The 22968-nt window shown below is 44.3% G+C and carries 22 protein-coding genes; 5 read left to right on the top strand and 17 right to left on the bottom strand.

The window, feature by feature from the left end; all coding sequences use genetic code 11:
- Positions 1-25 precede the first annotated feature (25 nt).
- The 3 genes from NSQ29_RS05950 to leuC form a co-directional block, all read right to left on the bottom strand.
- Positions 26-1594, bottom strand: coding sequence for an N-acetylmuramoyl-L-alanine amidase family protein (locus NSQ29_RS05950; RefSeq protein ID WP_341124549.1), 1569 nt, complete (start codon positions 1592-1594; stop codon positions 26-28).
- 186 nt (positions 1595-1780) lie between these two features.
- On the bottom strand, positions 1781-2383 hold the full coding sequence (gene leuD / locus NSQ29_RS05945; protein WP_339266139.1) for a 3-isopropylmalate dehydratase small subunit: 603 nt from the start codon (positions 2381-2383) through the stop codon (positions 1781-1783).
- A 29-nt stretch (positions 2384-2412) separates the two neighbouring features.
- Positions 2413-3837: a 3-isopropylmalate dehydratase large subunit gene (gene leuC, locus NSQ29_RS05940; RefSeq protein ID WP_042190084.1), complete on the bottom strand. Its 1425-nt coding sequence runs from the start codon at positions 3835-3837 to the stop codon at positions 2413-2415.
- Positions 3838-4093: 256 nt separating this feature from the next.
- Here leuC and NSQ29_RS05935 point away from each other — a divergent pair, with 256 nt between their 5' ends.
- Together NSQ29_RS05935 and NSQ29_RS05930 are read left to right on the top strand one after the other, a co-directional pair.
- Positions 4094-5443, top strand: a complete 1350-nt coding sequence (locus tag NSQ29_RS05935) for an FAD-binding oxidoreductase (RefSeq protein WP_339266141.1) — start codon at positions 4094-4096, stop codon at positions 5441-5443.
- Between the two features lie 189 nt (positions 5444-5632).
- Positions 5633-6544, top strand: coding sequence for a LysR family transcriptional regulator (locus NSQ29_RS05930; RefSeq protein WP_076284590.1), 912 nt, complete (start codon positions 5633-5635; stop codon positions 6542-6544).
- Here the strand turns inward: NSQ29_RS05930 and NSQ29_RS05925 are convergent.
- Positions 6516-6722: a hypothetical protein gene (locus tag NSQ29_RS05925; RefSeq protein WP_341124548.1), complete on the bottom strand. Its 207-nt coding sequence runs from the start codon at positions 6720-6722 to the stop codon at positions 6516-6518. The two genes, NSQ29_RS05930 and NSQ29_RS05925, sit on opposite strands and share 29 nt — an antisense overlap.
- Before the next feature lie 433 nt (positions 6723-7155).
- On the opposite strand from NSQ29_RS05925, the gene proB reads away from it, so the two are divergent.
- The 3 genes from proB to proC are packed head-to-tail and all read left to right on the top strand — an operon-like array spanning position 7156 to position 10462.
- Positions 7156-8259: a glutamate 5-kinase gene (gene proB / locus NSQ29_RS05920; RefSeq protein WP_341124547.1), complete on the top strand. Its 1104-nt coding sequence runs from the start codon at positions 7156-7158 to the stop codon at positions 8257-8259.
- Between the two features lie 35 nt (positions 8260-8294).
- Positions 8295-9542 (top strand): glutamate-5-semialdehyde dehydrogenase, encoded by a 1248-nt coding sequence (locus NSQ29_RS05915; protein ID WP_341124546.1) that lies wholly within the window; start codon positions 8295-8297, stop codon positions 9540-9542.
- Between the two features lie 50 nt (positions 9543-9592).
- Positions 9593-10462 carry a pyrroline-5-carboxylate reductase gene (proC, locus tag NSQ29_RS05910; protein ID WP_042190097.1) on the top strand — a complete coding sequence of 290 codons (870 nt, stop codon included), beginning with the start codon at positions 9593-9595 and terminating at the stop codon, positions 10460-10462.
- A gap of 68 nt (positions 10463-10530) precedes the next feature.
- Here proC and NSQ29_RS05905 read toward each other — a convergent pair whose 3' ends face one another.
- From NSQ29_RS05905 to NSQ29_RS05845, 13 genes are all read right to left on the bottom strand, one after another.
- Positions 10531-11256, bottom strand: coding sequence for a hypothetical protein (locus NSQ29_RS05905; RefSeq protein ID WP_341124545.1), 726 nt, complete (start codon positions 11254-11256; stop codon positions 10531-10533).
- Entirely contained in the window at positions 11253-12356 is a 1104-nt protein-coding gene (locus NSQ29_RS05900; protein ID WP_339266147.1) for a hypothetical protein, read from the bottom strand. Before NSQ29_RS05900 ends, NSQ29_RS05905 begins: the two co-directional genes overlap by 4 nt.
- Positions 12357-12374: 18 nt before the next feature.
- Entirely contained in the window at positions 12375-12860 is a 486-nt protein-coding gene (locus NSQ29_RS05895) for a hypothetical protein (RefSeq protein ID WP_341124544.1), read from the bottom strand.
- A complete protein-coding gene (locus tag NSQ29_RS05890) occupies positions 12857-13492 on the bottom strand; it encodes an RNA polymerase sigma factor (protein ID WP_341124543.1) in 636 nt (211 codons plus the stop codon). Before NSQ29_RS05890 ends, NSQ29_RS05895 begins: the two co-directional genes overlap by 4 nt.
- Before the next feature lie 46 nt (positions 13493-13538).
- The gene (locus NSQ29_RS05885) at positions 13539-14291 is read right to left on the bottom strand and encodes a DnaD domain-containing protein (RefSeq protein WP_060622747.1); all 753 of its coding nucleotides are present in this window, start codon (positions 14289-14291) and stop codon (positions 13539-13541) included.
- A gap of 26 nt (positions 14292-14317) precedes the next feature.
- Positions 14318-15616, bottom strand: a complete 1299-nt coding sequence (gene asnS, locus NSQ29_RS05880; protein WP_036676308.1) for an asparagine--tRNA ligase — start codon at positions 15614-15616, stop codon at positions 14318-14320.
- 21 nt (positions 15617-15637) lie between these two features.
- Complete coding sequence (locus NSQ29_RS05875) at positions 15638-16846, bottom strand: acetate/propionate family kinase (protein ID WP_042190106.1); 1209 nt, start codon at positions 16844-16846, stop codon at positions 15638-15640.
- Positions 16843-17715, bottom strand: coding sequence for a 3-hydroxyacyl-CoA dehydrogenase family protein (locus tag NSQ29_RS05870; protein WP_042129488.1), 873 nt, complete (start codon positions 17713-17715; stop codon positions 16843-16845). Before NSQ29_RS05870 ends, NSQ29_RS05875 begins: the two co-directional genes overlap by 4 nt.
- Positions 17716-17848: 133 nt before the next feature.
- On the bottom strand, positions 17849-19351 hold the full coding sequence (locus NSQ29_RS05865; RefSeq protein ID WP_341124542.1) for an AAA family ATPase: 1503 nt from the start codon (positions 19349-19351) through the stop codon (positions 17849-17851).
- Positions 19344-19886, bottom strand: a complete 543-nt coding sequence (locus NSQ29_RS05860) for a hypothetical protein (protein WP_042190109.1) — start codon at positions 19884-19886, stop codon at positions 19344-19346. Before NSQ29_RS05860 ends, NSQ29_RS05865 begins: the two co-directional genes overlap by 8 nt.
- Before the next feature lie 408 nt (positions 19887-20294).
- Positions 20295-20813, bottom strand: coding sequence for a cell wall elongation regulator TseB-like domain-containing protein (locus NSQ29_RS05855; protein WP_076284583.1), 519 nt, complete (start codon positions 20811-20813; stop codon positions 20295-20297).
- A 169-nt stretch (positions 20814-20982) separates the two neighbouring features.
- Entirely contained in the window at positions 20983-22284 is a 1302-nt protein-coding gene (locus NSQ29_RS05850; RefSeq protein ID WP_042190113.1) for an amidohydrolase, read from the bottom strand.
- Positions 22271-22924 (bottom strand): redox-sensing transcriptional repressor Rex, encoded by a 654-nt coding sequence (locus tag NSQ29_RS05845; RefSeq protein ID WP_076284581.1) that lies wholly within the window; start codon positions 22922-22924, stop codon positions 22271-22273. The genes NSQ29_RS05850 and NSQ29_RS05845 overlap by 14 nt, the downstream gene beginning before the upstream one ends.
- Positions 22925-22968: the final 44 nt, after the last annotated feature.

Below are 22968 nucleotides of genomic sequence, written 5' to 3'. Positions count from 1 at the left end.
TGAGAAATCTCACCAACATTAAGCATTAAAGTCCTAAATATTCCTTAATACCAGCTACAATTTCCCTCGCTAATTTGTCTTGAAGCTGCTCACTATACATCCCTGATTCATTTCCTGAATTAGTAAGATACCCCACTTCTAGAAGTACTGCCGGCATACTGGTTTCTCTTGTAACATGCAGACTTTTCGTTCTTACTCCGTTGTCCTTGAATCCAGTACCAGCTATCAGATGTTTGTGCATAATCTGTGCAAGCGGCAGACTCCCACTACGCGAATAGTACGTTTCACTGCCATTTATTTTATCTCTATTCGGATAACCCTGCTCCAGTGAATTCCCATGCACTGAAATAAATAGATTAGCCTTTGCAGCTTCTGCGATATTCACACGGTCCTGAAGACCTAACGTAATATCTTCAGTCCTAGTAAATACGACGTCAACCAAAGCTTCTTGCATTAACAGTGCTTGTACTTTACGGATAACAGCTAAATTGAAGTCTTTTTCCAGTTTACCTGTGAGGCTGACTGCTCCTGATTGTGACCCTCCATGACCCGCGTCGAGAACTACAACTGGCTTTCCTGTCATTCCACTACCACCTGAGGTGTTCCCTTCACTGCCTGTAACATTCAAATCCAGTGTCACCAGTCCAGTACTTTCATCCGTACTTAATTGATAAGGCTGGCTCCCGACCGTTTGAATCACGAACCTAACAGTAGAAGGACTTACACTGAACAACGCATACCGGATCTCAGAAACTAGAGGGTAACCAGTAACATCCAGCTTCCCTTGCGGACTTCCGTTTGTGGTAATACTCGGTAGACCTCCTACGAAATCAGGAGCAAAAGCTGCACCGGGAAAATCTACGACGATTCGATCTGGACTGCTCATTTTTGTGATGCTAGGTTTAGGAGCCCCAGAAACAGCGATGATTAATCGATTCTCAGTGAAGGCTGCCCCATTTACAAGCGGACCTGCTGCATTCACACCAGTGCTTCCTGGTACTGAGGATGATTGTGGTGTCGGTGAGGGCAAAACACTTCCAGCGCTTGTGCCATTATCCACGCCGGGTGTAGTAATCTGAGTTGGAGAAGGAGTACTTGTTGCTGTTGGACTAGTAACGGTTCCCTCAGGTGTAGCCACCGAAGCTTGTCCACCCGTCAAATAGACCGTTTTATCGCTATTATCCCAGCCAACCTTTAGACCGAACTGCTCACTTACGAAGCGAATCGGAACGAGAACTGTACCACCGCTTTGCTTGGGTGCTGCGTTTAAATCAAACGTTACTCCATCCGCATCAGCTGTTTTTTTTCCTACAGCCAGCTCAATGCTTTTTCCATCTTGGTGAACCGTTACTTTGCGGGCCTGCTGCTCCCACAATACCTCAAATCCAAGATTCTCCACTACCACTCTGACGGGAATCATAACGCTACCATTGACGTTCTCAAGTTTAATTCCTTTTGGTAAAGCAAGCTCTTGATTGTCCATAATAATTCTGCCTGAGCTGCTACCAGCTGCGGCAGCTTCACGTCCAGTGAAAGATAGTAATAATAATGGCAGCAACAATAGTAGCAACGTTCGATACCCAACTCTTCTCATTTTCCCGCTCCTTCTGCAAGTAATAGATCTAGATAAGTATTAAGACGACAGTAATCACCAAATGTTTCCTTTATCACCAATCAATATTTCGATTATAGCAAAAAAACTTCTATTTCCGACACCCGGAAATAGAAGTTTTGCGTAATTTTTGTAAAAGTTAAGAATCAAACCAGTTATATCCTATTATTAAGAGAATAACTTAGCCGCATGACGCTCTTCATACGCAGCAATTTCATCTGCATGCTGAAGGGTTAATCCGATATCATCCAGACCTTGCAGCAAGAACTGACGACGGTGCTCATCCAGATCAAAGCTGATGCTCAGTCCAAATTCATCGTGAAGTGTATTGCTCTCAAGATCCACGGTCAATTGGTAGCCATCATGCTCGGCTGTCCGATTAAACAGCTCATCCACTTGATCTTCCGAAAGCTTGATCGGCAAAATGCCATTCTTAAAGCAGTTGTTGTAGAAGATATCTGCATAAGAAGGTGCAATGACAACTCTGAACCCATAATCCATAATCGCCCAAGGTGCATGTTCCCGTGAGGAACCACAGCCAAAGTTAGCACGTGAGATCAAGACAGAAGCACCTTTATAGCGTGGCTTATTCATTTCAAAGGCAGCGTTATCGTTACCAGCTTCATCAAAACGCCATTCGTAGAACAAAAATTGTCCAAATCCTGTCCGTTCAATCCGTTTCAAGAACTGCTTTGGGATAATAGCATCCGTATCTACATTCACCCGATCTACTGGTGCAACAATTCCTGTTAATTTTTTAAAAGCATCCATAGTTTTATCCTCCCGTGTTCTCTCTAGTTCTATGAGCTGACAGCTTCCGTCTTATAGTTCCAATCACGTACATCAGTGAAACGGCCTTTTATCGCAGCTGCAGCAGCCATAGCTGGGGATACCAGATGCGTGCGTCCACCGCGACCTTGACGTCCTTCAAAGTTACGGTTCGAGGTAGATGCACAGCGTTGCCCAGGTTGCAGTACATCAGGGTTCATCGCAAGGCACATGCTGCATCCCGCTTCGCGCCATTCAAAGCCCGCGTCAGTAAAGACTTTATCAAGCCCTTCCTTCTCAGCCTGCATTTTAACACGACCAGATCCAGGAACAACAATGGCAGTAACCTTGTCAGAGACTTTATGGCCTTTTGCTACCACGGCTGCCGCTCTCAAATCTTCGATCCGTCCGTTAGTACAAGAACCGATAAATACGTAATCAATTGGAATTTCAGAAATAGGAGTTCCAGGAGTCAAATCCATATATTCAAGCGCTTTTTCAGCAGCTTTGCGTTCATTTTCAGTGGTAAAGTCAGCCGGATTTGGCACGCTAGAGTTGATATCTGTACCCATGCCCGGGCTAGTACCCCAAGTCACTTGTGGAATCAATGTCTCCACATCGAATTCAACCACCGTATCATACTGAGCACCTTCGTCACTAACAAGACTCTTCCATCCTTCAACAGCAGCGTCATATGCTTCGCCTTGCGGCACATATTGACGTCCACGCAGATAGTTAAAAGTAGTTTCGTCAGGAGCGATCAAGCCTGCTCTTGCTCCGCCTTCGATCGACATGTTGCAGACGGTCATACGTTCTTCCATCGACAGCTCACGAATAGCTTCACCTGTGTATTCAATTACATAACCTGTTGCAAAATCAGTACCATACTTAGCAATAACACCAAGGATCATATCCTTTGCTGTTACACCAGGATTGCGTTTACCTGTGAAACGAACTTCCATAGTCTTAGCTTTGGATTGCTGCAAACATTGGGTAGCCATTACATGTTCAACTTCACTAGTACCGATACCAAAAGCCAGCGCACCAAATGCTCCATGTGTGGAGGTATGGCTGTCACCGCAAACGATAGTTTTACCAGGGTGCGTCAAGCCGATCTCAGGTCCCATTACGTGTACAACGCCTTGATCGATATCATTCAGGTCGAACAATCTAACACCAAAATCAGCACAGTTTTTAGAAAGTGTATCAATTTGCTGCTTGGAAATTGGATCTTTAATATTAAAACGATCCTTGGTAGGAACGTTGTGATCCATTGTAGCGAAAGTCAGCTCAGGACGGCGAACCTTGCGGTTACTGAGGCGAAGTCCTTCGAAAGCTTGTGGAGAAGTTACTTCATGAACCAAATGCAGATCGATATAAATAATGCTAGGTTTACCTTCCTCTTGATGAATAACATGATTATCCCAAATCTTTTCAAACATTGTCTTGTTGCTCATAATTTCACCTCATTAATAGAATCGTTCATTGGAAGAGAGCGTGGAGTCTCTCTTGAATGATCTAAATATAACATCACCATCTTTATAATTCCAAGATATGATATCTATAGAAGTGATAGGTTTAACCTATAAATTGAAGATGATTTTTTGCTGAGACCCTAGTCAGCCCACTCCTTAGACGAATGCCCTTCATACTATATCGGATCCTGGTTGTTGAAATGCAGTGCATTTGTTAGCGCAGAAGGAGTTGGAACAATTGAGGTCAGGAACGAGACTTACCGGGCGAGTTATTTTCAAAGGTGATCAAGGGTATGAAACGGCACGTAAGAATTGGGATCCGCATACTGACAAATTCCCGAAAGTGTTTGTTTTCGCACAAAAAACACAAGATGTTGCGAACGCCATAAAATGGGCTAACGAGAATAAAGTCCCCATCCGCGCAAGAAGCGGTAGACATTCTCTGGAGGTTAATCTTTCACAGGTCACCGGAGGAATTGTCATCGATGTAAGTGAAATGAAGAAAATCAAACTAAATAAAAAATCAGGAACTGTTGTTGTGGGTACCGGAAATACAGTGGGGAGAATTGCACACACGCTTGCTGGGCAAGGATATATGGCTCCATTCGGTGATAGCCCTACGGTTGGAATCGGAGGCATCACCCTAGGCGGGGGTATCGGGCCGCTCCAGCGAACCGTGGGCCTTGTTAGTGATAATCTAATCGAACTCGAAATGGTTGATGCCAAAGGGAAAATTATTCGTGCCAATAAGAATAGTAACTCTGATCTCCTCTGGGCTTCCCGCGGAGGTGGCGGGGGAAATTTCGGAGTTTACACCAGTTACAAATTTAAAGTACGTCCTGCTCCAGCTTCAGCTACCGTTTTTCGTATCACCTGGCCTTGGGATCAGTTCGAGAAGGTATTCAAAGCTTGGCAACTCTGGGCTCCTTGCGTTAATACCAAACTGGGCAGTGAATTATCCATTGGTCCGAAAAAAGGCGGTAATGTCACTATGAATGGGCTGTTCCTCGGATCAAAGGCAGAGGCTTCCCGCCTCTTAAAGCCCGTTACGAGCGTTGGAACGCCTACGAATCAAATCATCCGCTCTTTGCCCTATACAAAAGTAGTGAGTTTTATGTTAGCGCCTGATCCAGTGCTAACTCAAAGAGTCAGCAACCAGTTCTCCAGCGGTTTCGTAAGAAAACCCTTCCCGGACAAGGCAATTAAGTCCATGCGTGAATTCTTAGAGAAAGTGGAGGGGGAATTCGCAGGTTTCTTTTTCCTCAACTGGGGTGGAGCTGTGAGCTGTAAGTCACCCAAATCTACAGCCTTTTACTGGCGTAAAGCGAAATTCTATGTTGAGTGGAATAGCTCATGGATCAAGAAATCGGAAGCTGCCAGAAATATATTCGTAGTACGAAATACACGTCGGAAGCTGCAGCCATTTATCGTGGGGAGCTACATCAACGTTCCAGACCAGGGAATTAAAAATTCCGGACCAGTATATTATGGAGCGAACTATCCTAGATTACGGAGAGTCAAAGCTAAATATGACCCGGGAAATATATTTAACAACCCTCAAAGCATCTCTCCAGCCCGCAAAGTATAGTAAGACGTAATAGCGTAGCATCGAAATTAGACCGGCAAACATAAAGGACTCCAGCGAATACTGGTAATCCACCCCTTCCTATTTGCCGGTCAGTGCGTTCGTGCACTAACTTACATGTGAACCTATATAAAACTTCAGTTTCATAGTTTATACTTATAAGTAAAAACAATCTCCCAAAGGAGTTTATACATGGAACTGAGACAACTACAATATGTACTGCAAATCGCAGCCGAAAAAAACTTCTCCCGTGCAGCGGACAAGCTGCACATTGCCCAACCATCACTCAGTCAGCAGCTTTCCAAGCTGGAAAAAGAGCTCGGTGTAATGCTGTTCCAGCGAAATACCAGCTCTGTTGAACTGACCTATGCTGGATCTAAATTCGTAGAGCAAGCTCAAATCATCATTGATGGCGTAGAACTGCTGCGACAAGAAATGTCTGATATTTCTGAACTGCGTACCGGGCGCGTCGTTGTAGGCAGTATGCCGATCACTGGTGCACATTTACTACCGCATGTGCTTCCGGTTTTTAAACAAAATTACCCGGAAGTAGAAATCACTCTGCTCGAAGACTCCTCCATGAACCTAGAGAAGCTCACTGCGAGTGGTCAGACTGATTTAAGCCTGCTCTCATTGCCGCTCGAAATTCCGGCACTTGCTTACGAAGAACTGGGTGAGGAAAGGATCGATCTTGCAGTCCCACCCGAACACCCGCTAGCTAAACGTAGCTTAGATGGAACTAAGACCTCTTTGGAAGAACTAAAGGACGAGCCATTTATCGTACTTAAAGAAGGCCAAGGCTTCCGTAAAATGACTATGGATCTGTGCCGAAACGCTGGCTTCGAACCAAAAATTGTTTTTGAGAGCAATAACATGGAAACAGTTCAGTCACTGGTCGCCACTGGAATGGGTGTAACTCTTGTGCCTCATTTTATTGCCCGTGCACCGCGGAGTGAATTCGTCCCTGTCTACTTACCGCTCACTGATCCTGCCCCTAGCCGAACACTTGTCGTAGCCTATCGACGCGGACGTTATTTATCTAAAGCCGCTAAGGCTTTTGTAGAAACATTTAAATCTACGGTATCTGAATTAACCGAAGAATAGACCCTTGGAAGGCCGCTCTGATCATCTGACACCGAGCCACACTTTCATTAACTGGCCCATTATCGTTAGGTGTCCCTGTATGATCTTCCACAAATTCACGAGTTACACTATTCTGGAACTCTGCTTTTTCGCTTAGAACTTGATTCTGCGCCTGCTCAGGATTGTTGTCTTTAGTCAATTTAATCCACCTCTTGGTAACAGATTATAAGTATTCCACCCCCTTACTTAGAGGTTAAACTGAATAATCAAAGCTTTCTAATGCGAGAAATAGTTCCTTCGTTTTTCCTTTGCAAAGCAACCATCTCCATGGTATTCTATTGAAAATAAGTGAAACGTGCAGACGGGACCAGTAAGAATGAGTCTAACCGCGCCTAGAGAGTAAATTCCGACAGGCTGAAAGAATTTACCGCGGTTTTCGTTCCGAATCCTACCCCCGAGCGGCCTGTGCTAAGCAGGACGGATCCTCCCGTTACGAGAATGAAGTCGGATGATCCCTCATCAATGAAGGTGGTACCGCGGAAGTTTACAAGCTTTCGTCCTTTGCTAAGTCTAAGGATGGGGGCTTTTTGTCGTTTTCAGCATCTATAAAAATACTGAGGAAGTGAACAGATATGACGACACGAATCGTAGTCAAAATAGGCAGCAGCTCACTGACTGGAACAGAAGGCGGATTGAATCGCGAAGCCGTGTCCTTCTTCGCTTCAGAGATTGCCGAATTGAAGAGAAACGGCTGCGAGGTGTTATTAGTAACCTCCGGTGCTGTAGCCGCAGGCTTTCGCAGTATCGGTTATCCTACACGTCCGAAGCTGCTGCATGAGAAGCAAGCAGCTGCTGCTGTAGGCCAAGTACTGCTCATGCAGGCATATCAGGAAGCTTTTGCCGAGCATGGAATAACCACAGCACAGATCCTACTAACCCGTACCGACTTTTGTAGTCGCAGAGCTATGAACAACGCGATGATGACGGTAGAAGAGCTGCTTCGCCTAGGAGCGGTACCCGTATTTAACGAGAATGACACCGTCTCCGTTGATGAGTTAAAATTCGGTGATAACGATACTTTGTCCGCGCTGGTAGCTAACCTGCTGAAAGCCACCAGATTGCTCGTCTTAACTGACATGGATGGCTTATATAGTGGAGATCCTCGGAAACATCCCGACGCTGTTCGCTATCAGTTCGTTGATGATATTACGCCGGAGATTTATGCTATTGCTGGTGGAGCTGGCTCTAGTGTGGGGACAGGTGGCATGCGTTCAAAAATCGATGCTGCCAAGATCGCTACACGAGGCGGTGTGTCCGTCTTTGTTGGGAGAGCTACCGAACCAGGGGATTTACAACTCGCAGCGACAGGCTCGGGCCGAGGTACTTATTTTGCAACCAAGTTATCTTCTTTACCTGTTAAAAAGCAATGGCTTGGCTTTATGTCCACCCCACTCGGCTCCCTGTACGTTGACGAAGGCGCCGTTGAAGCGCTGCTTCATGGCGGTCATAGTCTGCTGCCTGTCGGCGTCAAGCAGATCGAAGGTAACTTTCACGCTGGGGATGTTGTAGAAGTCCTTGGACCAGACTCCAAATTGCTGGGACGCGGGATTGTGAATTACGATGACACTCAGCTGCGCAGTATTCAAGGTTTACCCAGCCGTCAGATTGTACCGAAGCTGGGAGAAGTACACCGGCTGGAGGTCATTCACCGTGACGAATGGATTACATTGAGGTAAAAATTTTGCCCATACAAATTTAAGGAGGAATCGTCATGAGTGAAGTTGTCAATAAAGCAAAATTAGCCAAGGAAACCACCGGAGTATTAGTGAGTCTAACTACCGGCCAAAAAAATGAAGCACTCTTAGTTATGGCTGATGCGCTGCGTCGTGAAGCTCCAGCTATCATTGCTGCCAACCGGGAAGATCTGGAACGCGGACGCTTAAGTGGTACTCCCGAGTCCATGCTTGATCGACTAGCGTTAGATGTAGGCCGAATTAACAGTATCGCAGAAGGACTTCAACAAATCGCTGTATTACCTGATCCAATTGGTGACACGCTAGAAACTATTGAACGTCCAAATGGTCTCAACATCCAGAAACTCCGTGTTCCACTCGGTGTCATCGGCATCATCTATGAAGCACGTCCAAACGTAACCGTTGATGCCGCTGGTCTGTGTCTAAAGACTGGTAACGCTGTTGTGTTGCGTGGTGGCTCCTCCGCCCTGTCCTCCAACCGACAAATTGTCGAGGTTCTTCACAACGCTCTAGCAAATACTTCAATGCCGAAAAATGCGCTACAGTTGATCGAAGATCCCAACCGTTCCTCCGTTGATGAAATGCTTAAGCTCAACGGACTACTTGACGTGATTATCCCTCGCGGAGGAAGTTCTCTGATTCAAAATGTTGTGCTTAACGCAACCGTGCCCGTCATTGAAACGGGTGCAGGCATCTGCCATACTTATCTCGACGCAAGCGCTTTGCCAGAAATGGCTCAGAACATTAGTCTGAATGCCAAAGCACAGCGCCCTTCAGTTTGCAATTCCATGGAGACGCTACTCGTTCATAAGGATTACGCAAACGAGTATCTGCTTTCTTTGGCCGAAGCTTTCCGTGATGTTAACGTTGAATTACGTGGCTGCCAGGAAACATTATCCTTTGTCCCATGGGCATTACCTGCAACATTAGAGGACTATGCTACTGAATATAATGATTATATCTTGAATATCAAAATCGTCAGCGATTTAGACGAAGCTATGCAGCATATCGCCCAGTATGGCACGAAGCACTCGGAATGTATCGTAACTGAAGATCCGGATAACGCTTCACGCTTCTTACAGGAGGTTGATGCTGCAGCTGTTTACCACAATGCTTCAACCCGCTTCACAGACGGCTTTGAATTTGGATTTGGTGCAGAGATCGGCATTAGTACACAGAAACTCCATGCCCGTGGACCGATGGGTCTGCCTGCTCTTACTTCAACCAAATATAAGATTTACGGAACAGGTCAAATTCGGGGTTAGTGTCCATGCATCCGTTTTTAATTACACCACTTTTAGGAGGATTTTGAGCCATGTGTCAGCAACCTTCCATTCCACTTATGAATCATAATATTGTATTTTATGGCGCAGGCTCTATGGCAGAAGCCATCGTTCGCGGGATGATTAGCCGTAGTATCGTAAAATCCGATAATGTTATTATGCTTAACCGTAGCAGTAGTGAACGTCTGGCAGAACTAAGAAGTCGTTACGGTGTAATCGGTACAAATGATCCTGAACAAAAAACAGATTACCTACGGAACTCACCAGTAATCGTGTTGGCTATGAAACCAAAAGACGCTGCAGAAGCACTTCGGGGACTCAGCCCACTTCTCTCACCTGATCAGATCATAGTCTCTGTAATTGCTGGGCTGTCCATTCGAACGATGCAAGGTCTGCTTGGCAAAGAGCAACCCATCGTCCGTACTATGCCGAATACTTCTAGTTCCATAGGTCTTGGTGCCACTGGCATAGCCTTTTCCAAAGAAGTAGATGAGAAAGGACGACGCCTAGCACTCAACATCTTTGAAGCTGTCGGACTAACAACAGTCATTGATGAAGAACGCATGGAGACCTTAACGGGTATCTCCGGCAGTGGGCCTGCCTATATTTATTATATGATGGAGGCTATGATCGCCGCAGGTATACGGGGCGGACTGCCGCTTGATCAAAGCACGGAGTTAACCGTTCAAACGGTTCTTGGCGCTGCTAGAATGGTACAACAGACGGGCGAGGATCCAGCTGCACTTCGTAAAAAGGTCACATCCCCGAATGGCTCTACACAAGCAGCGATAGAAGTACTCGAGCAGGGAGAATTTTTCGAAACTGTCATCGCGGCAGTAAATCGCTGTGCCGAACGTTCCCGTGAAATGGGCGCTGCGCTTGAGAAAGAGCTGCATTCGTAAAATAAAAAGATCGCTTCCCATACCACATTGGTCAGGAAGCGATCTTTTTTTTCAATTTAAGGCCATGATTAGCCCGTTACAACATTTCCATAAGTATCTCGAACAATCACTTTAACATTAGCCGGAGCCCCAACAGTCACGTCCAGCGTGTTCCTAGAATTATCGAATAGCAGATCTCTAGGAGTTTCCCCTAAAATGATGTATAGCGTATTCCCAACATGCTTAGTTTGAAGCAGCTGTTGTTCTTGTGCTTCTTGTAGCTTTCCTTTATTTGAAGAATAACTCCCGAATACATTCAGCTCGTTTCCACCCGTTTGATCTACTTTAATCCCATAAGGCTCTGCAGCTTGGATAATGATGGTACTAACGCCCTTTGGAACGGCTCCCTTCCAATCTGGCAATGCGTAACTTTCTTGCACAGCTGAAACGGTACGGCGAAATTCCTGTGTTAATCCTAAAGAACTAAATCCCGCAAAAACCAAACAACATACAGCTATAAACCCTACGAACAGAACGCTTAGCACATCATAATACATTTTTCCTTTTCCACGAAACCATAAAGTGTATATCACAATTTCTAAGCCTAATAGTATAAAAATGATCGGCCACCAAGCAAGCGTCGTCTCAAACACTTCGGCGCCCCTCCACTGCGAGACCATGATTAGTGCTCCCAGAAATAAAAGGCTCAATCCCATCGACAACGTTCCAACACGCCAGCGTCTTGATTTATCTTCAGCAACCGGACGCTCACTTGAAACAATAACTCCTTGCTGTAATTCTGTCGGATTATTCAAGAATGACCACCTGTCCCTTTTCTCCCTTTATTGTTCTTGCTTCCCGCCATCAGCTTCAAACCACCGCCAATCAACAGCACAGATACGATAAAGGTCCTGAAATATTCATTGACTATATACTCTAAACGCCATCCAGGAAATCTGATATCAAGCGCAGGAACTGCGACATTAACTACAATGTAATACAGTCCTAGACACATCAGAGCAGCTCCAAGCCATCCTTGATGATTTAAAAATCCTTCTATGACTGGCTTATCCTGTAAAGGTTCACGTCCATGTCGGCTGACAAGCTGTAAGCCATCGAACAAACTGTAAAACCAAATGACTGGAATGAGGAAGAATAGCAGCGTTAAACGCAGTAGGTCCATGACATAAATACTCCCTAGAAATAGCAGCATGAGCTGTAATCCTCTTTTTTGCAGCCCTAGATACATTTGTCCGGCACCCGGAAAAGCAGAAAGCAATGTAGCCAAAACTTTGCTCCGGCGCCCCTCCTCACGACCAGCCTCCATCTCTTCGAATAAAGTACGATCTACCATTTCTTCTCCAGCTTGCTTACGATGGATTAACTGAACCGCATCAAACATACAATATAACCAAATCACTGGTAATACGCCAAACAGGAGAAGGAAAACATCACTTGACGTAATCCCTGCCAGGAATAACATCACGGTCATGAAACCGAAGAAAGAAATGAGGAAAGACAATCCTCGCTGCATCAACCCCATATGAAAATGACCCAATCCTGGAATGAACGATAATAAAATTACATGTACACGCTCATTATCGTCTGTCTTAACGGGCATTGAAGAAAAATCAAAATTCGATCCATCTGGAGTCATTGCCGGAGCAGGCATCTGGAGCATTTTAACCACCAGATGCACCATCGAAACCGTCCCAATAAGTAGGAACCCTATCACACCCATTAATAGAATATCCTCGGCACCTTCAGCCACAGCTATTAAGAATGACATAAATAAGATGCCAAAGCTTAACAGAAGATAAACAATTCCCTGTGGGCGTTTTCCCATATAATAATGACCTGCTCCAGGAATCAAATTAAGAAAAAAAGCTTTTAATTTACTACGCTGCTGTTGCATATTTCATTTCTCCTCTCATCACTTTCTGCTGCCCATTAGCTGATCCAACCATCCGCTAGTTGCCTGTATGACTTGCTCGCTAAATGATGGGGAATTATCTTTTTTAGGGATCATAAGCTCCATTTGACCTGTGTGCAGCTTATCAAACATACCAGATGTCATTATCAACAGCGTAAGTGACGCGGCAACCGCATAATGAAAGATTGTCTTTTCATACCAGCGATTTCGCCGTACCCCTTCTTCAACCGTCACTTGTTCCAATGCTGCTGACGATTCCGTCATACTAGCCCAATCTGCCATAACCCTCTCTGTAAAAATAGACGAATTCTCCAATGAAGGCAGATCCTCCTGTAGCTCATCCAACATTTCCATGTATGAAGTAAAACTTTCCGTATCTTCCAGCAGCAACTGTTCCCAATCTTCTCTGGTCGCCTCGTCCATGTGACCTTCAATATAAGATTTCGCTTGTTCCCGTTGGATTAGATCGTCTCCACGCTTCATCATAGCCATTCGTCCTCCTTCCAATGATTTCGGATCCATTGTCTCGCCCTATACAATCTGGACTCTACCGTCTTCAGGGAAATTCCCTGCTCTGCAGCAATCTGATCATATCTTTTATGTTCCAGATAATAAGCCACCATAATTTCACGATGAGTTTCAGGCAGGCTATTGATTTCACCGAGCAGCCGATCCATCCGATCACGGCGTATAACACCTGACAACACATCCTCTTCGTTGGAAGCGGTCTGGCTCAGTACAAGCTCATAGTCAACAGGAAGTTCCCTAAGTCGATCACGTTTACGTTTCGCATCAATTGCCTTATTTAAGGCGATCCGTGTAATCCATGACTTTAAGCCTTGATAACGGTAGTCAGGGAGAGATTTGTACATTTGTAAAAAAGCTTCCTGAGCAGCATCTTCAGCCATTTTGACATCGCGTAATACAGAATAAGTAATTTTGTAAATTTGCTGACTGTATGTATTTACAAATTGACGGAACGCATCCTCGTTACCTTGGCAAATCCGCTGGATTAATACCTCTTCTTCAATGACTCTCCCCTCCTTCCCACAGCAATAGACGCACCCGATTACAACTACCCCTGCACTTTTTAATAAAAATATTAAAAAGAACCGCACTGACTTTAGCGATGGGCTAAAGCAGTGCGGTTCTCTCCTAATCTATCTATCTTCCGCCATTGCGGAATTTTTGTGTATAGTTCTTAACATCCTGAGCGTTCTTGACCCGGTTGCGGGCCCATTCCAGCAATATTCGATCAATATAACGGAAATGAACCTTTCCTGCAAATACAGATTCCTTCAGCGCTAACAGAATCAGCTCCTCGGGATACCGGTCTTGATCCACCCAACTGGATATCGTCTCACACTCCATTGGAGATAGCGGACGTCCGAATTCCTTTTCGAAAATACTGAATAGATTTCGGCTTTCCTCTTCAGCCCCAAGTTGAGAAGGAGATGAGGGGGGCTTTCCGCCGAATCCACCCCCTGAAGCAGCTCGAGGTGCCGACGTTGCATAGCCACCTACGTGCTTATCTTGCTCATGCTCTTGTACAACTGTCGCTAGATAAGCACCAAGCTTTCCGTATAACCCTGAGAAATTGTAGCGTTCATAATGGATGTCTCTTAGCTCATCGTTGTCTCCATCGATGCTAATAAAACCTTCCTTCATAAGCTTCTGCAACTCTCCTGCTAGTACAGATATGCTACGGCCAGTTACAACCTGAAGCTCCTCAAGAGAAGGGAAGTCAATCCCTTCCACCTGCCTGAAAGAAAGCAGATGTATCAGCAGCATAGCTTCACTTCCGCTTAAATTCAGCTTCCGGTAATACTTCAGTAATGCGTAAGGTATGACGGCCATTCCGTTCTCCAGACCGAAGGAGACGCCTTCGCCCCAGGTACTCCATCCTTTGCCGTCCATGAACGTCCCCCTTCAAATATAAGAACTTATGGGTAGAGACGGTACAGTGTACGTGGGAATGGAATAGTCTCACGTACATGGTCAAGGCCACAGATCCAAGCTACAGTACGCTCAAGTCCAAGTCCAAAACCAGAGTGAGGTACAGATCCGTAAGTACGCAGATCCATGTACCATTTGTAAGAGTCCATCGAAAGATTATGCTCTTTGTAACGCTCTTCAAGGAGCGCAGGATCATCGATCCGCTGTGAACCACCAATAATCTCTCCGTAGCCTTCTGGAGCGATCATATCCGCACACAGTACGACTTCCGGACGGTTTGGATCTGGCTTCATATAGAACGCTTTGAAAGAAGCAGGATAATGAGTAATAAATACAGGTTTATCGTATGCTTCTGCGATTGCTGTTTCATGAGGTGCACCGAAATCATCACCCCAAGCAATATCTTCAAAGCCTTTATCGTTCAAGAACTTGATCGCATCGTCATAAGTAATGCGTGGGAATGGTGCTTTGATATTCTCCAGCTTGGAAATATCGCGACCTACCGCTTCCAACTCCGCACGGCAATTCTTCAATACAGATTGCACTACGAAGCTAATAAATTCTTCCTGAACCTTCAAGCTTTCTTCGTGATCTGTAAAGGCCATTTCTGGTTCGATCATCCAGAACTCAATTAAGTGGCGACGAGTCTTAGATTTCTCTGCACGGAAAGTTGGTCCAAAGGAATATACACGGCCTAGTGCCATTGCTGCAGCTTCCATATACAACTGTCCGCTTTGTGTTAGATAGGCGTCCTCATCGAAGTACTTCGTGTGGAACAAGTTAGTAGTTCCTTCTGCTGACGTTGGCGTCAGAATCGGAGGATCCACCTTTGTAAATCCACTCTCGTTGAAGAACTGTTGGATTGCACGAATAATTTCCGCACGAATTACCAGAACAGCCCGCTGCTTCGAGGCACGCAGCCAGAGGTGACGGTGATCCATCAAGAAATCTACGCCATGCTCTTTCGGAGTAATTGGATAATTCTCTGTAAGATGCAGGACTTCAATTCCAGTTACAGTCATTTCAAAACCAGATTGACTGCGAGGTTCCTCGCGGATAATTCCGGTCACATACAAAGAGCTTTCCTGTGTGAGGCTCTTAGCTGCATCCCATACCTCTTCAGGCACTTCTGATTTTACTACAACTCCCTGAATATAACCTGTACCATCGCGAAGCTGGAGGAACTGAATTTTACCACTGGAGCGCTTGTTGTTTACCCAACAACCGATAACAACACTCTCTCCAACATGTTCATTCACGTTCTTAATTACACTCTTGTTAGCCATGCCTTCAATCTCTCCTCTAATTTAGCCGTTAATTCCTTGCACAATACGGTGTGTATCACGTGCAATGACAAGTTCTTCGTTTGTCGGAACTACTAGTACTTGTACCTTGGAATCTTCCGTAGAGATACGACGTGGATCGCCGGAACGAACTTTGTTAGCTTCAGCATCCAACTCAATACCCAGGAACGTAAGGTTATTTAGCAGTTTCTCACGAAGCAATGAAGCATTTTCACCAACACCGGCAGTAAATACGATCGCATCTACACCGTTCATGGCAGCCGTATATGAACCGATATACTTGCGCAAGCGGTACTCATACATTTCAAAAGCTAGTGTGGAATTAGGCTCACCTTTTTCCATACCATCAATAATATCGCGCATGTCACTGCTTACGCCCGAAATTGCTAAGAGGCCACTATGTTTATTCAACATGGAGTTAACTTCGCCTACGGACAATTCTTCCTTGTTCATCACGTAAGGGACAATTGCTGGGTCAAGATCACCACTGCGAGTACCCATCATCAAACCTTCCAGAGGGGTCATACCCATGGAAGTATCCACGGACACTCCACCTTGAACTGCAGTTACACTACCGCCGTTACCGATATGACATGTAATGATCTTCAGATCTTCCAGCGGACGCTCTAAGTACTCCGCAGCAGCCTTGCTTACGAAGTCGTGTGATGTACCGTGTGCGCCATAACGACGAACTTTATATTTATTGTACAATACTCTAGGAATAGCGTACATATAAGCTTTTTCAGGCATGGTTTGGTGGAATGCAGTATCGAAGACAACAACCTGCGGTACACCTGGCATATTTACTTCAGAAGCCGTAATCCCCATCATTGCTGCTGGGTTATGCAGTGGTGCAAGGTCAAACAATTGACGAATTTTCGTTTTTGCGTCAGCATCCACAAGTGCGGAGGATTTAAAGAACTCTCCACCATGCACTACGCGGTGACCTACAGCATCAATTTCTTTAATAGATTCAATTACACCATGCTCTTTGTCTGTAAGACAAGCAAGGACTTTGCGGATCGCAGTATTATGTTCCAGAATTTCGCTTACTTCTGTCACTTCCGCTTTGCCAGTAGGTTTATGATTCAGAATGGAGGAATCCATCCCGATACGTTCAACCAAACCCTTAGCCAAAACCGATTCATCGGTCATGTTATACAGCTGATATTTCAAAGAAGAACTACCTGAGTTAATAACTAAAATATTCATACACGGTCACCATCCTTGTCGTACTTGAAGAAGCCTTCTCCTGATTTCATACCCAGTTGTCCTGCACGTACCATCTTCTTAAGAATTGTAGAAGGACGGTATTTCAGTTCTCCGTATTCACGGAACATATTTTCGAGTGCCGCAAGTACCGAATCCAGGCCAAATCTGTCAGCCATTTCAAGCGGTCCATATTGGAATTGATAACCAATACGCATAGCATCGTCAATATCCTGTGCGGAGGCAACGCCTTCTTGCAGCACATGCATAGCTTCATTGATAAACAAGCAAATGAGGCGTGATGTTACAAATCCTGGGGATTCATAAATCATTACACCTTTTTTCTCAACAATCTCATCAACAAAGGATTTTGTATCTTCAAAAGTAGCATCTGAAGTTTTCAGACCACGTACGATTTCTACAAGATCCACTTTAGCTACAGGATATATGAAATGCATTCCGATCACGCGTTCCGGATACATCGTAGAACTTGCAAGTTCAGTCAAGCTAAGTGTTGATGTATTGCTGGCAAGAATAATGTGGTTCGGGCATACTTGATCCAATTGATTCAAAATCTTTTTCTTTTCTTCCAAATCCTCAACAATGGTTTCGATAACCATGTCACAAGAGCTGAGCTCCGCGAAATGTGTCACTTTTTGAATGCGGCTAAGAATCAGCTTCTTCTCAGCTTGAGTGATCGCCCATTTCTCCAGTTGCTTATCTAGACTTGTCTCGATCATTTCGTAAGAGTAGTCCAGTTTCTCCGCGGTTTTCTCCACTAGTAATACATCCAGGCCTTTGGCTGCTAACATTTCAGCAATACCTTGTCCCATTGTGCCACCGCCGATGACACCTATTTTTTTGAAATTCATAAAAAAGTCTCCATCCTTTCAGGTATCTATACTTTTGTATTGTACCTTGTCTGTCGCAAAAATTTATAAAGCCCGACATATAATGATATCTTAGCATGCCTGAAAAGTAAAAAAAAATAACCAGCATAAATATTTATGCTGGTAAAAGGACGCTGTCACGAAATTGACATCGAAATTGCTCTCCAGAGAGTACTTCTTCCTTCATTAAAATGTCAAGAGAGTAATCAAATACATTTCGTTGCTTTTCAAGGTGCTCACGAGTGCGCGTCATCAGCTCATCCAATATCTTACTATTTTCCTTCATAAGCTCTTCAGTGGTAACCATTTCCAGCTTAGCGATACCCAGCGAAGTTAAACCTGACTTCATCATCGTTTCCACAATATTCAGCGCCTGATCGAAATCACCGCGTGAACCTGTGCTTCGTCCACCATAATACATTTCTTCAGCAGCTGCTCCACCAAGTGCAATCATAATCTGATCTTCGAGATAATCTTTGGTGTACAAATACTGCTCTTGCTGAGGATTATGTCGCACATAACCAAGGGCTTGCCCACGCGGAGTCAGCGTAACCTGACTAACGCTTCCGGGACGAAGGAGCTCTGCCATGATGGCATGTCCCAATTCATGAATGGCAACTCTCTTTTTCTCTTCGTGATTTGTTTCTCTATCCGTTTTTTCACCCATCATTACCTTGTCAATCGCCATCGACAGATGCCGCTGCTCAACTTTCGTCAAGTCCTCACGCATCATATAAATCGCGGCCTCATTCATAACACTTTCAAGCTGAGCACCGGAAAAGCCATAGGCTTCTTCAGCAATTTTGTCGAGACTCACATCTGGATGAAGAGGTTTATTCTTCGCATGCAATTCCAGAATCGATTTGCGGCCCTTTTTGTCAGGCATGTCCACTTGAATATGACGGTCGAAGCGTCCAGGACGTAGCAATGCCGAATCAAGCATTTCTTTCCGGTTTGTTGCAGCTACCAGTAGAATACGCGGAGTTTCGTTATTATAAATACCATCCATCTCAGTCAACAGCTGATTCAAGGTCTGATCATATTCACGTTGCTGGCCGCCTTCACGTTTACCGCCAATTACGTCAATTTCATCAATAAAAATAATGGCACTTTGTTTGTTCTCCTTAACAGCACGGTTACGAGCATCCTTGAACAAATCGCGGATCCGACCAGCCCCGACACCAACATACATTTCTACAAATTCACTACCTGATGCAGCTACGAATACGGAGTTTGTATAATGCGCTGCTGCTCTGGCCATAAGGGTCTTACCTGTTCCTGGAGGGCCAGTGAGCAGAATCCCTTTCAAAGGACGAATCCCAAATTTACTAATCTCCTCGTGCCGGATCAAAAAATCGAGTGCCTCACGAAGCTCTTGCTTCGCATTGTCTTGCCCACCAATTTCTTCAAAAGTGAGCTTTGAAGGCCCTTCCTTCTGGCGTTTCTTCCCCGCACCAGCGTTCACCGTAAGCCCGCCACGCAAATGAGCAATTATAAGTAATGCAGTAAGCATTCCAGCTGCTATAACAATCGGGAATATATTAATACCTAAAAAAGCCATGAAAATAAACAGCACAGGAATAAATCCGAGTAAAATTTCTTTAAGGTACTTAGGCATTATTCCATACCCCCAAGGTCGCAGGTTTTCGCGGCAAAATAATAAATTTGCTTTCTTTTCCATTACTCAAGCTTACGTACACATTGTTGTCGTCGATATCAGTAGATGCTATCACATCTTTAAATTCCGTATTTTGCTGTTTCAATCTATCAAGTTCTGTAGGTATAATCGTATATTTACGGCTCTCCATGGCTTCAGCTACAGAGAACATCGCTTTATCCCAGTAATCATCCAATAGTTCACTTGAATTTTGCTCCACATCGAGTTTAAGTTTACGTCCTTCAATCACTGATTTTCCTTCTTTGGATACATACGATACTAGATCACGTAAATTCGTGCCCGGCTGCAAATCAAGTTTCAAAGTGACCTCATCGCGGTTAATACTAATATGTGAAGTATTTACTCCCTCAAATCCGGTTACAATCTTTTGGAGCGGTTCCTGTAAAGCAAACTGACGATATAAAAAGAATCCTCCGAATAATAGCATAGCCGACAGTAGAGACGTTATCAGTACAGGTACAAGACGTAATTTCAAGAAACGTCCTCCTCTCAAAGATGAAAAAATGTAAACAGAATGATCCAAAGTCATAGCTGCTAAGAGCTCATCAGAGCCTGACGTTCTACTAACACTGTTCTAATTACAAACAGTAGTATATCACAGGTGTATATACTATATTGAAAAAAAGTGTGAAGATATTTAAAATTTTATTTTTTAATTCTTTCCATTTTATTAAATTTATTGATTTAATTCGACAAAAAAAGGGCTGTTACTCTTAACTAACAGACCTTTTTTCGTATGAATCTTTAAATACCAATACATAAAAACTACTCTTATAGTATATCACAATTCGTGTACTTATAGTATATCAAATAATATGTCATTTTAAAAAACAAGCGAACCATAAATGGTCCGCTTGTTTCTCCTATAATGCTTTTGTTTAATTTAGCGGCTAGGTAAACTGTAACCTTCACCCATTCGAGCCCCATCTGAGAACCGATAAAATTGATAATAATATCGACCGCTTTGTTTATAAAAAAGCTGCCAAGCATACTCCCCGTTATATACTCCTGGCAACAACCGCTCAATGCTGATGTCCGGAAGATCGGCTTTTATAAGGCTACGCATTTTCGCTTCAGAGGTCCCTTTACTTAGTTCTTCAGCATATACTGCGTCGGTTCCTTCAGCAAACTTCCCGTCTACAGTAAAACGTACCCAAACCATCAACTCGGTCCCGGCTTCATTCTTCCCTGTTAAGACCCAGTACACCGCATTATCATCCCACACGGATTTCTGCGCTTTGGTTACCTCTGTCAGACCAGCACTGGTTTTAGCGACATCCTTAGCGATATCTCGCTCGTTCCATTGATCTTTCATAATATAAGCATAGAACTGGATAAGTCCGAACAGAAGGAGCAGAATCAGAACTGACCCCAGGAGGATCCATTTTTTCCTTTTCTTCAAGGTACAGCTCCCTTTCTAGTAATATATCTTTTTTGATTATATAACACACCTGTGTGTTTATCCAAAGTTTCATATCCAATTCAATGATCTAATTATCAGAAACACAAAAGGCTGTAACTTTGCAATCGCAGAAAGTCACAGCCTTTCAGTTATTCGTTATGATCTTAGACTACCGTTTAAGCAGTCCATCAAATGATTCTTGTGCCTTACGACGGATTGCTTCCTCATCTAGCGTTACACATTCTCCGTGTTTTACAACCTGTTTACCATTCACCCATACATGCTCAACATCCTTGGCACTGGCAGAGTATACAGCATGAGACAACAGATCTGTGTGTGGTAGCAAATGCGGCTGGTCTATATCAATCGCGATAAAGTCCGCTTTCATGCCAACAGCGAGTCTACCCACATCATTTAAAAAGATAGACTTTGCGCCATACTCTGTAGCTATACGCAGCGCTTCCGGAGCTGGAACAGCCGTCGGATCACCACTTACACCTTTATGGATGAGGGCTGCAAGACGCATCTCTTCAAACATATCCAGGTTATTATTGCTTGCCGCACCATCTGTACCCAGTGATACCTTCACACCAGCCTTTAGAAGATCCGTAACCCGAGCCACTCCACTAGCCAGTTTCAGATTACTTCCTGGGTTATGAGACACGCCTACATCATGACGAGCCAGTATCTCGATCTCTTCATCATTCAAATGAACGCCATGTGCAACAATAGACGGACGTGTGAACATTCCAAGCTTCTCTAAATGCGCTACTGGCCGAAGTCCGTAATCCACCACATTCTGCTCCACTTCGCGTTTGGTCTCGGACATATGGGTATGCATCGGTAAATCCAAATCATGTGCCGCTTGAACAAACTTAACAAAGAAGTCCGGTGGGCAAGTATATGGGGCGTGTGGCGAGATCATCGTCGTAATTCTACCATCAGCCTTACCATGCCAATTTCGTGCAAAAGAAATCGCTTCCGCAAGCTTGTGATTTTGTACTTCCTCTGGGCATAATCCGATTACGCCTCTCATCAGTACAGAACGAATGCCTGATAATTCGACTACCTCTGCTACTCGATCCATATGATCATACATATCCAAGAAGGTTGTAGTACCACCTTTTAGCATTTCCAGTACCGACAAGGAGGTTCCCCAGTATACATCTTCTCCAGTGAATTTCGCTTCCATCGGCCACATCTTCTCTTGAAGCCACACCTGAAGTGCTAAATCATCTCCATAACCACGAAGCAATGACATTGCCGCATGGCCATGTGTGTTTACCAGACCTGGCATAAACAGCAGACGACTGCCATCAACAACTTGCACATCATCTTCCATTAAAGGCTCTTCTTTTCCTATGTAAGTGATCAAATCATCTTCAATAGTCATATATCCATTCAGAACCGGCTCATCCGTTCCCGGAATAAGAAAACGCCCGCCCTTAATAATCGTTTTACTGCTCTTCATTTCCGCTTTCTTCCTTTCCGTCTTTCAAATAATAAGCAAGGCTTTGCAAATCCGTTGTAAAATCGGCAGCATGAACCCGGATATTCGATGGTGTTTTTAGAATCACTGGTGCAAAATTCAAAATCGCCTCAATGCCAGACTCAATGAGAATATCTGCTACATTCTGCGCTTCTGAATCAGGCACAGTAATGATCCCAATTCGAATACCTTGCTCACGAACCGTCTGACCAAGCTCCTCCATCGGTTGAACGGTAAGAGAGTTGATTTTCCGCCCTACCTTAGGTGCATAGGAGTCAAATATAGCGGTAATCTTCATAGTATCTTTCAGATAAGCATTGTAATTAGATAATGCATGTCCAAGGTTACCGGCACCTACTAAAGCCACATTCAATTGTTGATCCAGCTTCAGAATATGACGGATTTTTTCAATAAGATAAGTTACGTCATACCCGATACCTTTTCTACCAAAGTCTCCAAAATAAGCTAAATCTTTACGAATTTGAGCAGGATTCAAATCAAGTTTTTGTCCTAGTTCTTGTGAGGAAACGGTTAATATTTCACGTTTCTGGAGATCATTCAAGAAACGCAAGTACACAGGAAGTCTGCGAACAACGGCTTCTGATATTTTATCCGATTTCATAATTTACCTCCTAATTTAAGTGATATTCTGTTCAAATCCTATCG

This window comes from Paenibacillus sp. FSL F4-0236, from assembly GCF_038000135.1.
GTDB lineage: Bacteria > Bacillota > Bacilli > Paenibacillales > Paenibacillaceae > Paenibacillus_AQ.
Note: the sequence above shows the minus strand (reverse complement) of the source record. Positions and strands in the feature narration are given on the sequence as shown.

Excerpts from the sequence above, each read along its gene's own strand:
- NSQ29_RS05950 (WP_341124549.1), bottom strand. The coding sequence starts at position 1,594 with ATGAGAAGAGTTGGGTATCGAACGTTGCTACTATTGTTGCTGCCATTA.
- NSQ29_RS05915 (WP_341124546.1), top strand. The coding sequence starts at position 8,295 with ATGAGTGAAGTTGTCAATAAAGCAAAATTAGCCAAGGAAACCACCGGA.
- NSQ29_RS05870 (WP_042129488.1), bottom strand. The coding sequence starts at position 17,715 with ATGAATTTCAAAAAAATAGGTGTCATCGGCGGTGGCACAATGGGACAA.
- NSQ29_RS05895 (WP_341124544.1), bottom strand. The coding sequence starts at position 12,860 with ATGATGAAGCGTGGAGACGATCTAATCCAACGGGAACAAGCGAAATCT.
- NSQ29_RS05850 (WP_042190113.1), bottom strand. The coding sequence starts at position 22,284 with ATGAAGAGCAGTAAAACGATTATTAAGGGCGGGCGTTTTCTTATTCCG.
- asnS (WP_036676308.1), bottom strand. The coding sequence starts at position 15,616 with ATGGCTAACAAGAGTGTAATTAAGAACGTGAATGAACATGTTGGAGAG.
- leuD (WP_339266139.1), bottom strand. The coding sequence starts at position 2,383 with ATGGATGCTTTTAAAAAATTAACAGGAATTGTTGCACCAGTAGATCGG.
- NSQ29_RS05900 (WP_339266147.1), bottom strand. The coding sequence starts at position 12,356 with ATGCAACAGCAGCGTAGTAAATTAAAAGCTTTTTTTCTTAATTTGATT.
- NSQ29_RS05885 (WP_060622747.1), bottom strand. The coding sequence starts at position 14,291 with ATGGACGGCAAAGGATGGAGTACCTGGGGCGAAGGCGTCTCCTTCGGT.
- NSQ29_RS05875 (WP_042190106.1), bottom strand. The coding sequence starts at position 16,846 with ATGAATATTTTAGTTATTAACTCAGGTAGTTCTTCTTTGAAATATCAG.
- NSQ29_RS05845 (WP_076284581.1), bottom strand. The coding sequence starts at position 22,924 with ATGAAATCGGATAAAATATCAGAAGCCGTTGTTCGCAGACTTCCTGTG.
- NSQ29_RS05865 (WP_341124542.1), bottom strand. The coding sequence starts at position 19,351 with ATGCCTAAGTACCTTAAAGAAATTTTACTCGGATTTATTCCTGTGCTG.
- NSQ29_RS05930 (WP_076284590.1), top strand. The coding sequence starts at position 5,633 with ATGGAACTGAGACAACTACAATATGTACTGCAAATCGCAGCCGAAAAA.
- proC (WP_042190097.1), top strand. The coding sequence starts at position 9,593 with ATGTGTCAGCAACCTTCCATTCCACTTATGAATCATAATATTGTATTT.
- proB (WP_341124547.1), top strand. The coding sequence starts at position 7,156 with ATGACGACACGAATCGTAGTCAAAATAGGCAGCAGCTCACTGACTGGA.
- leuC (WP_042190084.1), bottom strand. The coding sequence starts at position 3,837 with ATGAGCAACAAGACAATGTTTGAAAAGATTTGGGATAATCATGTTATT.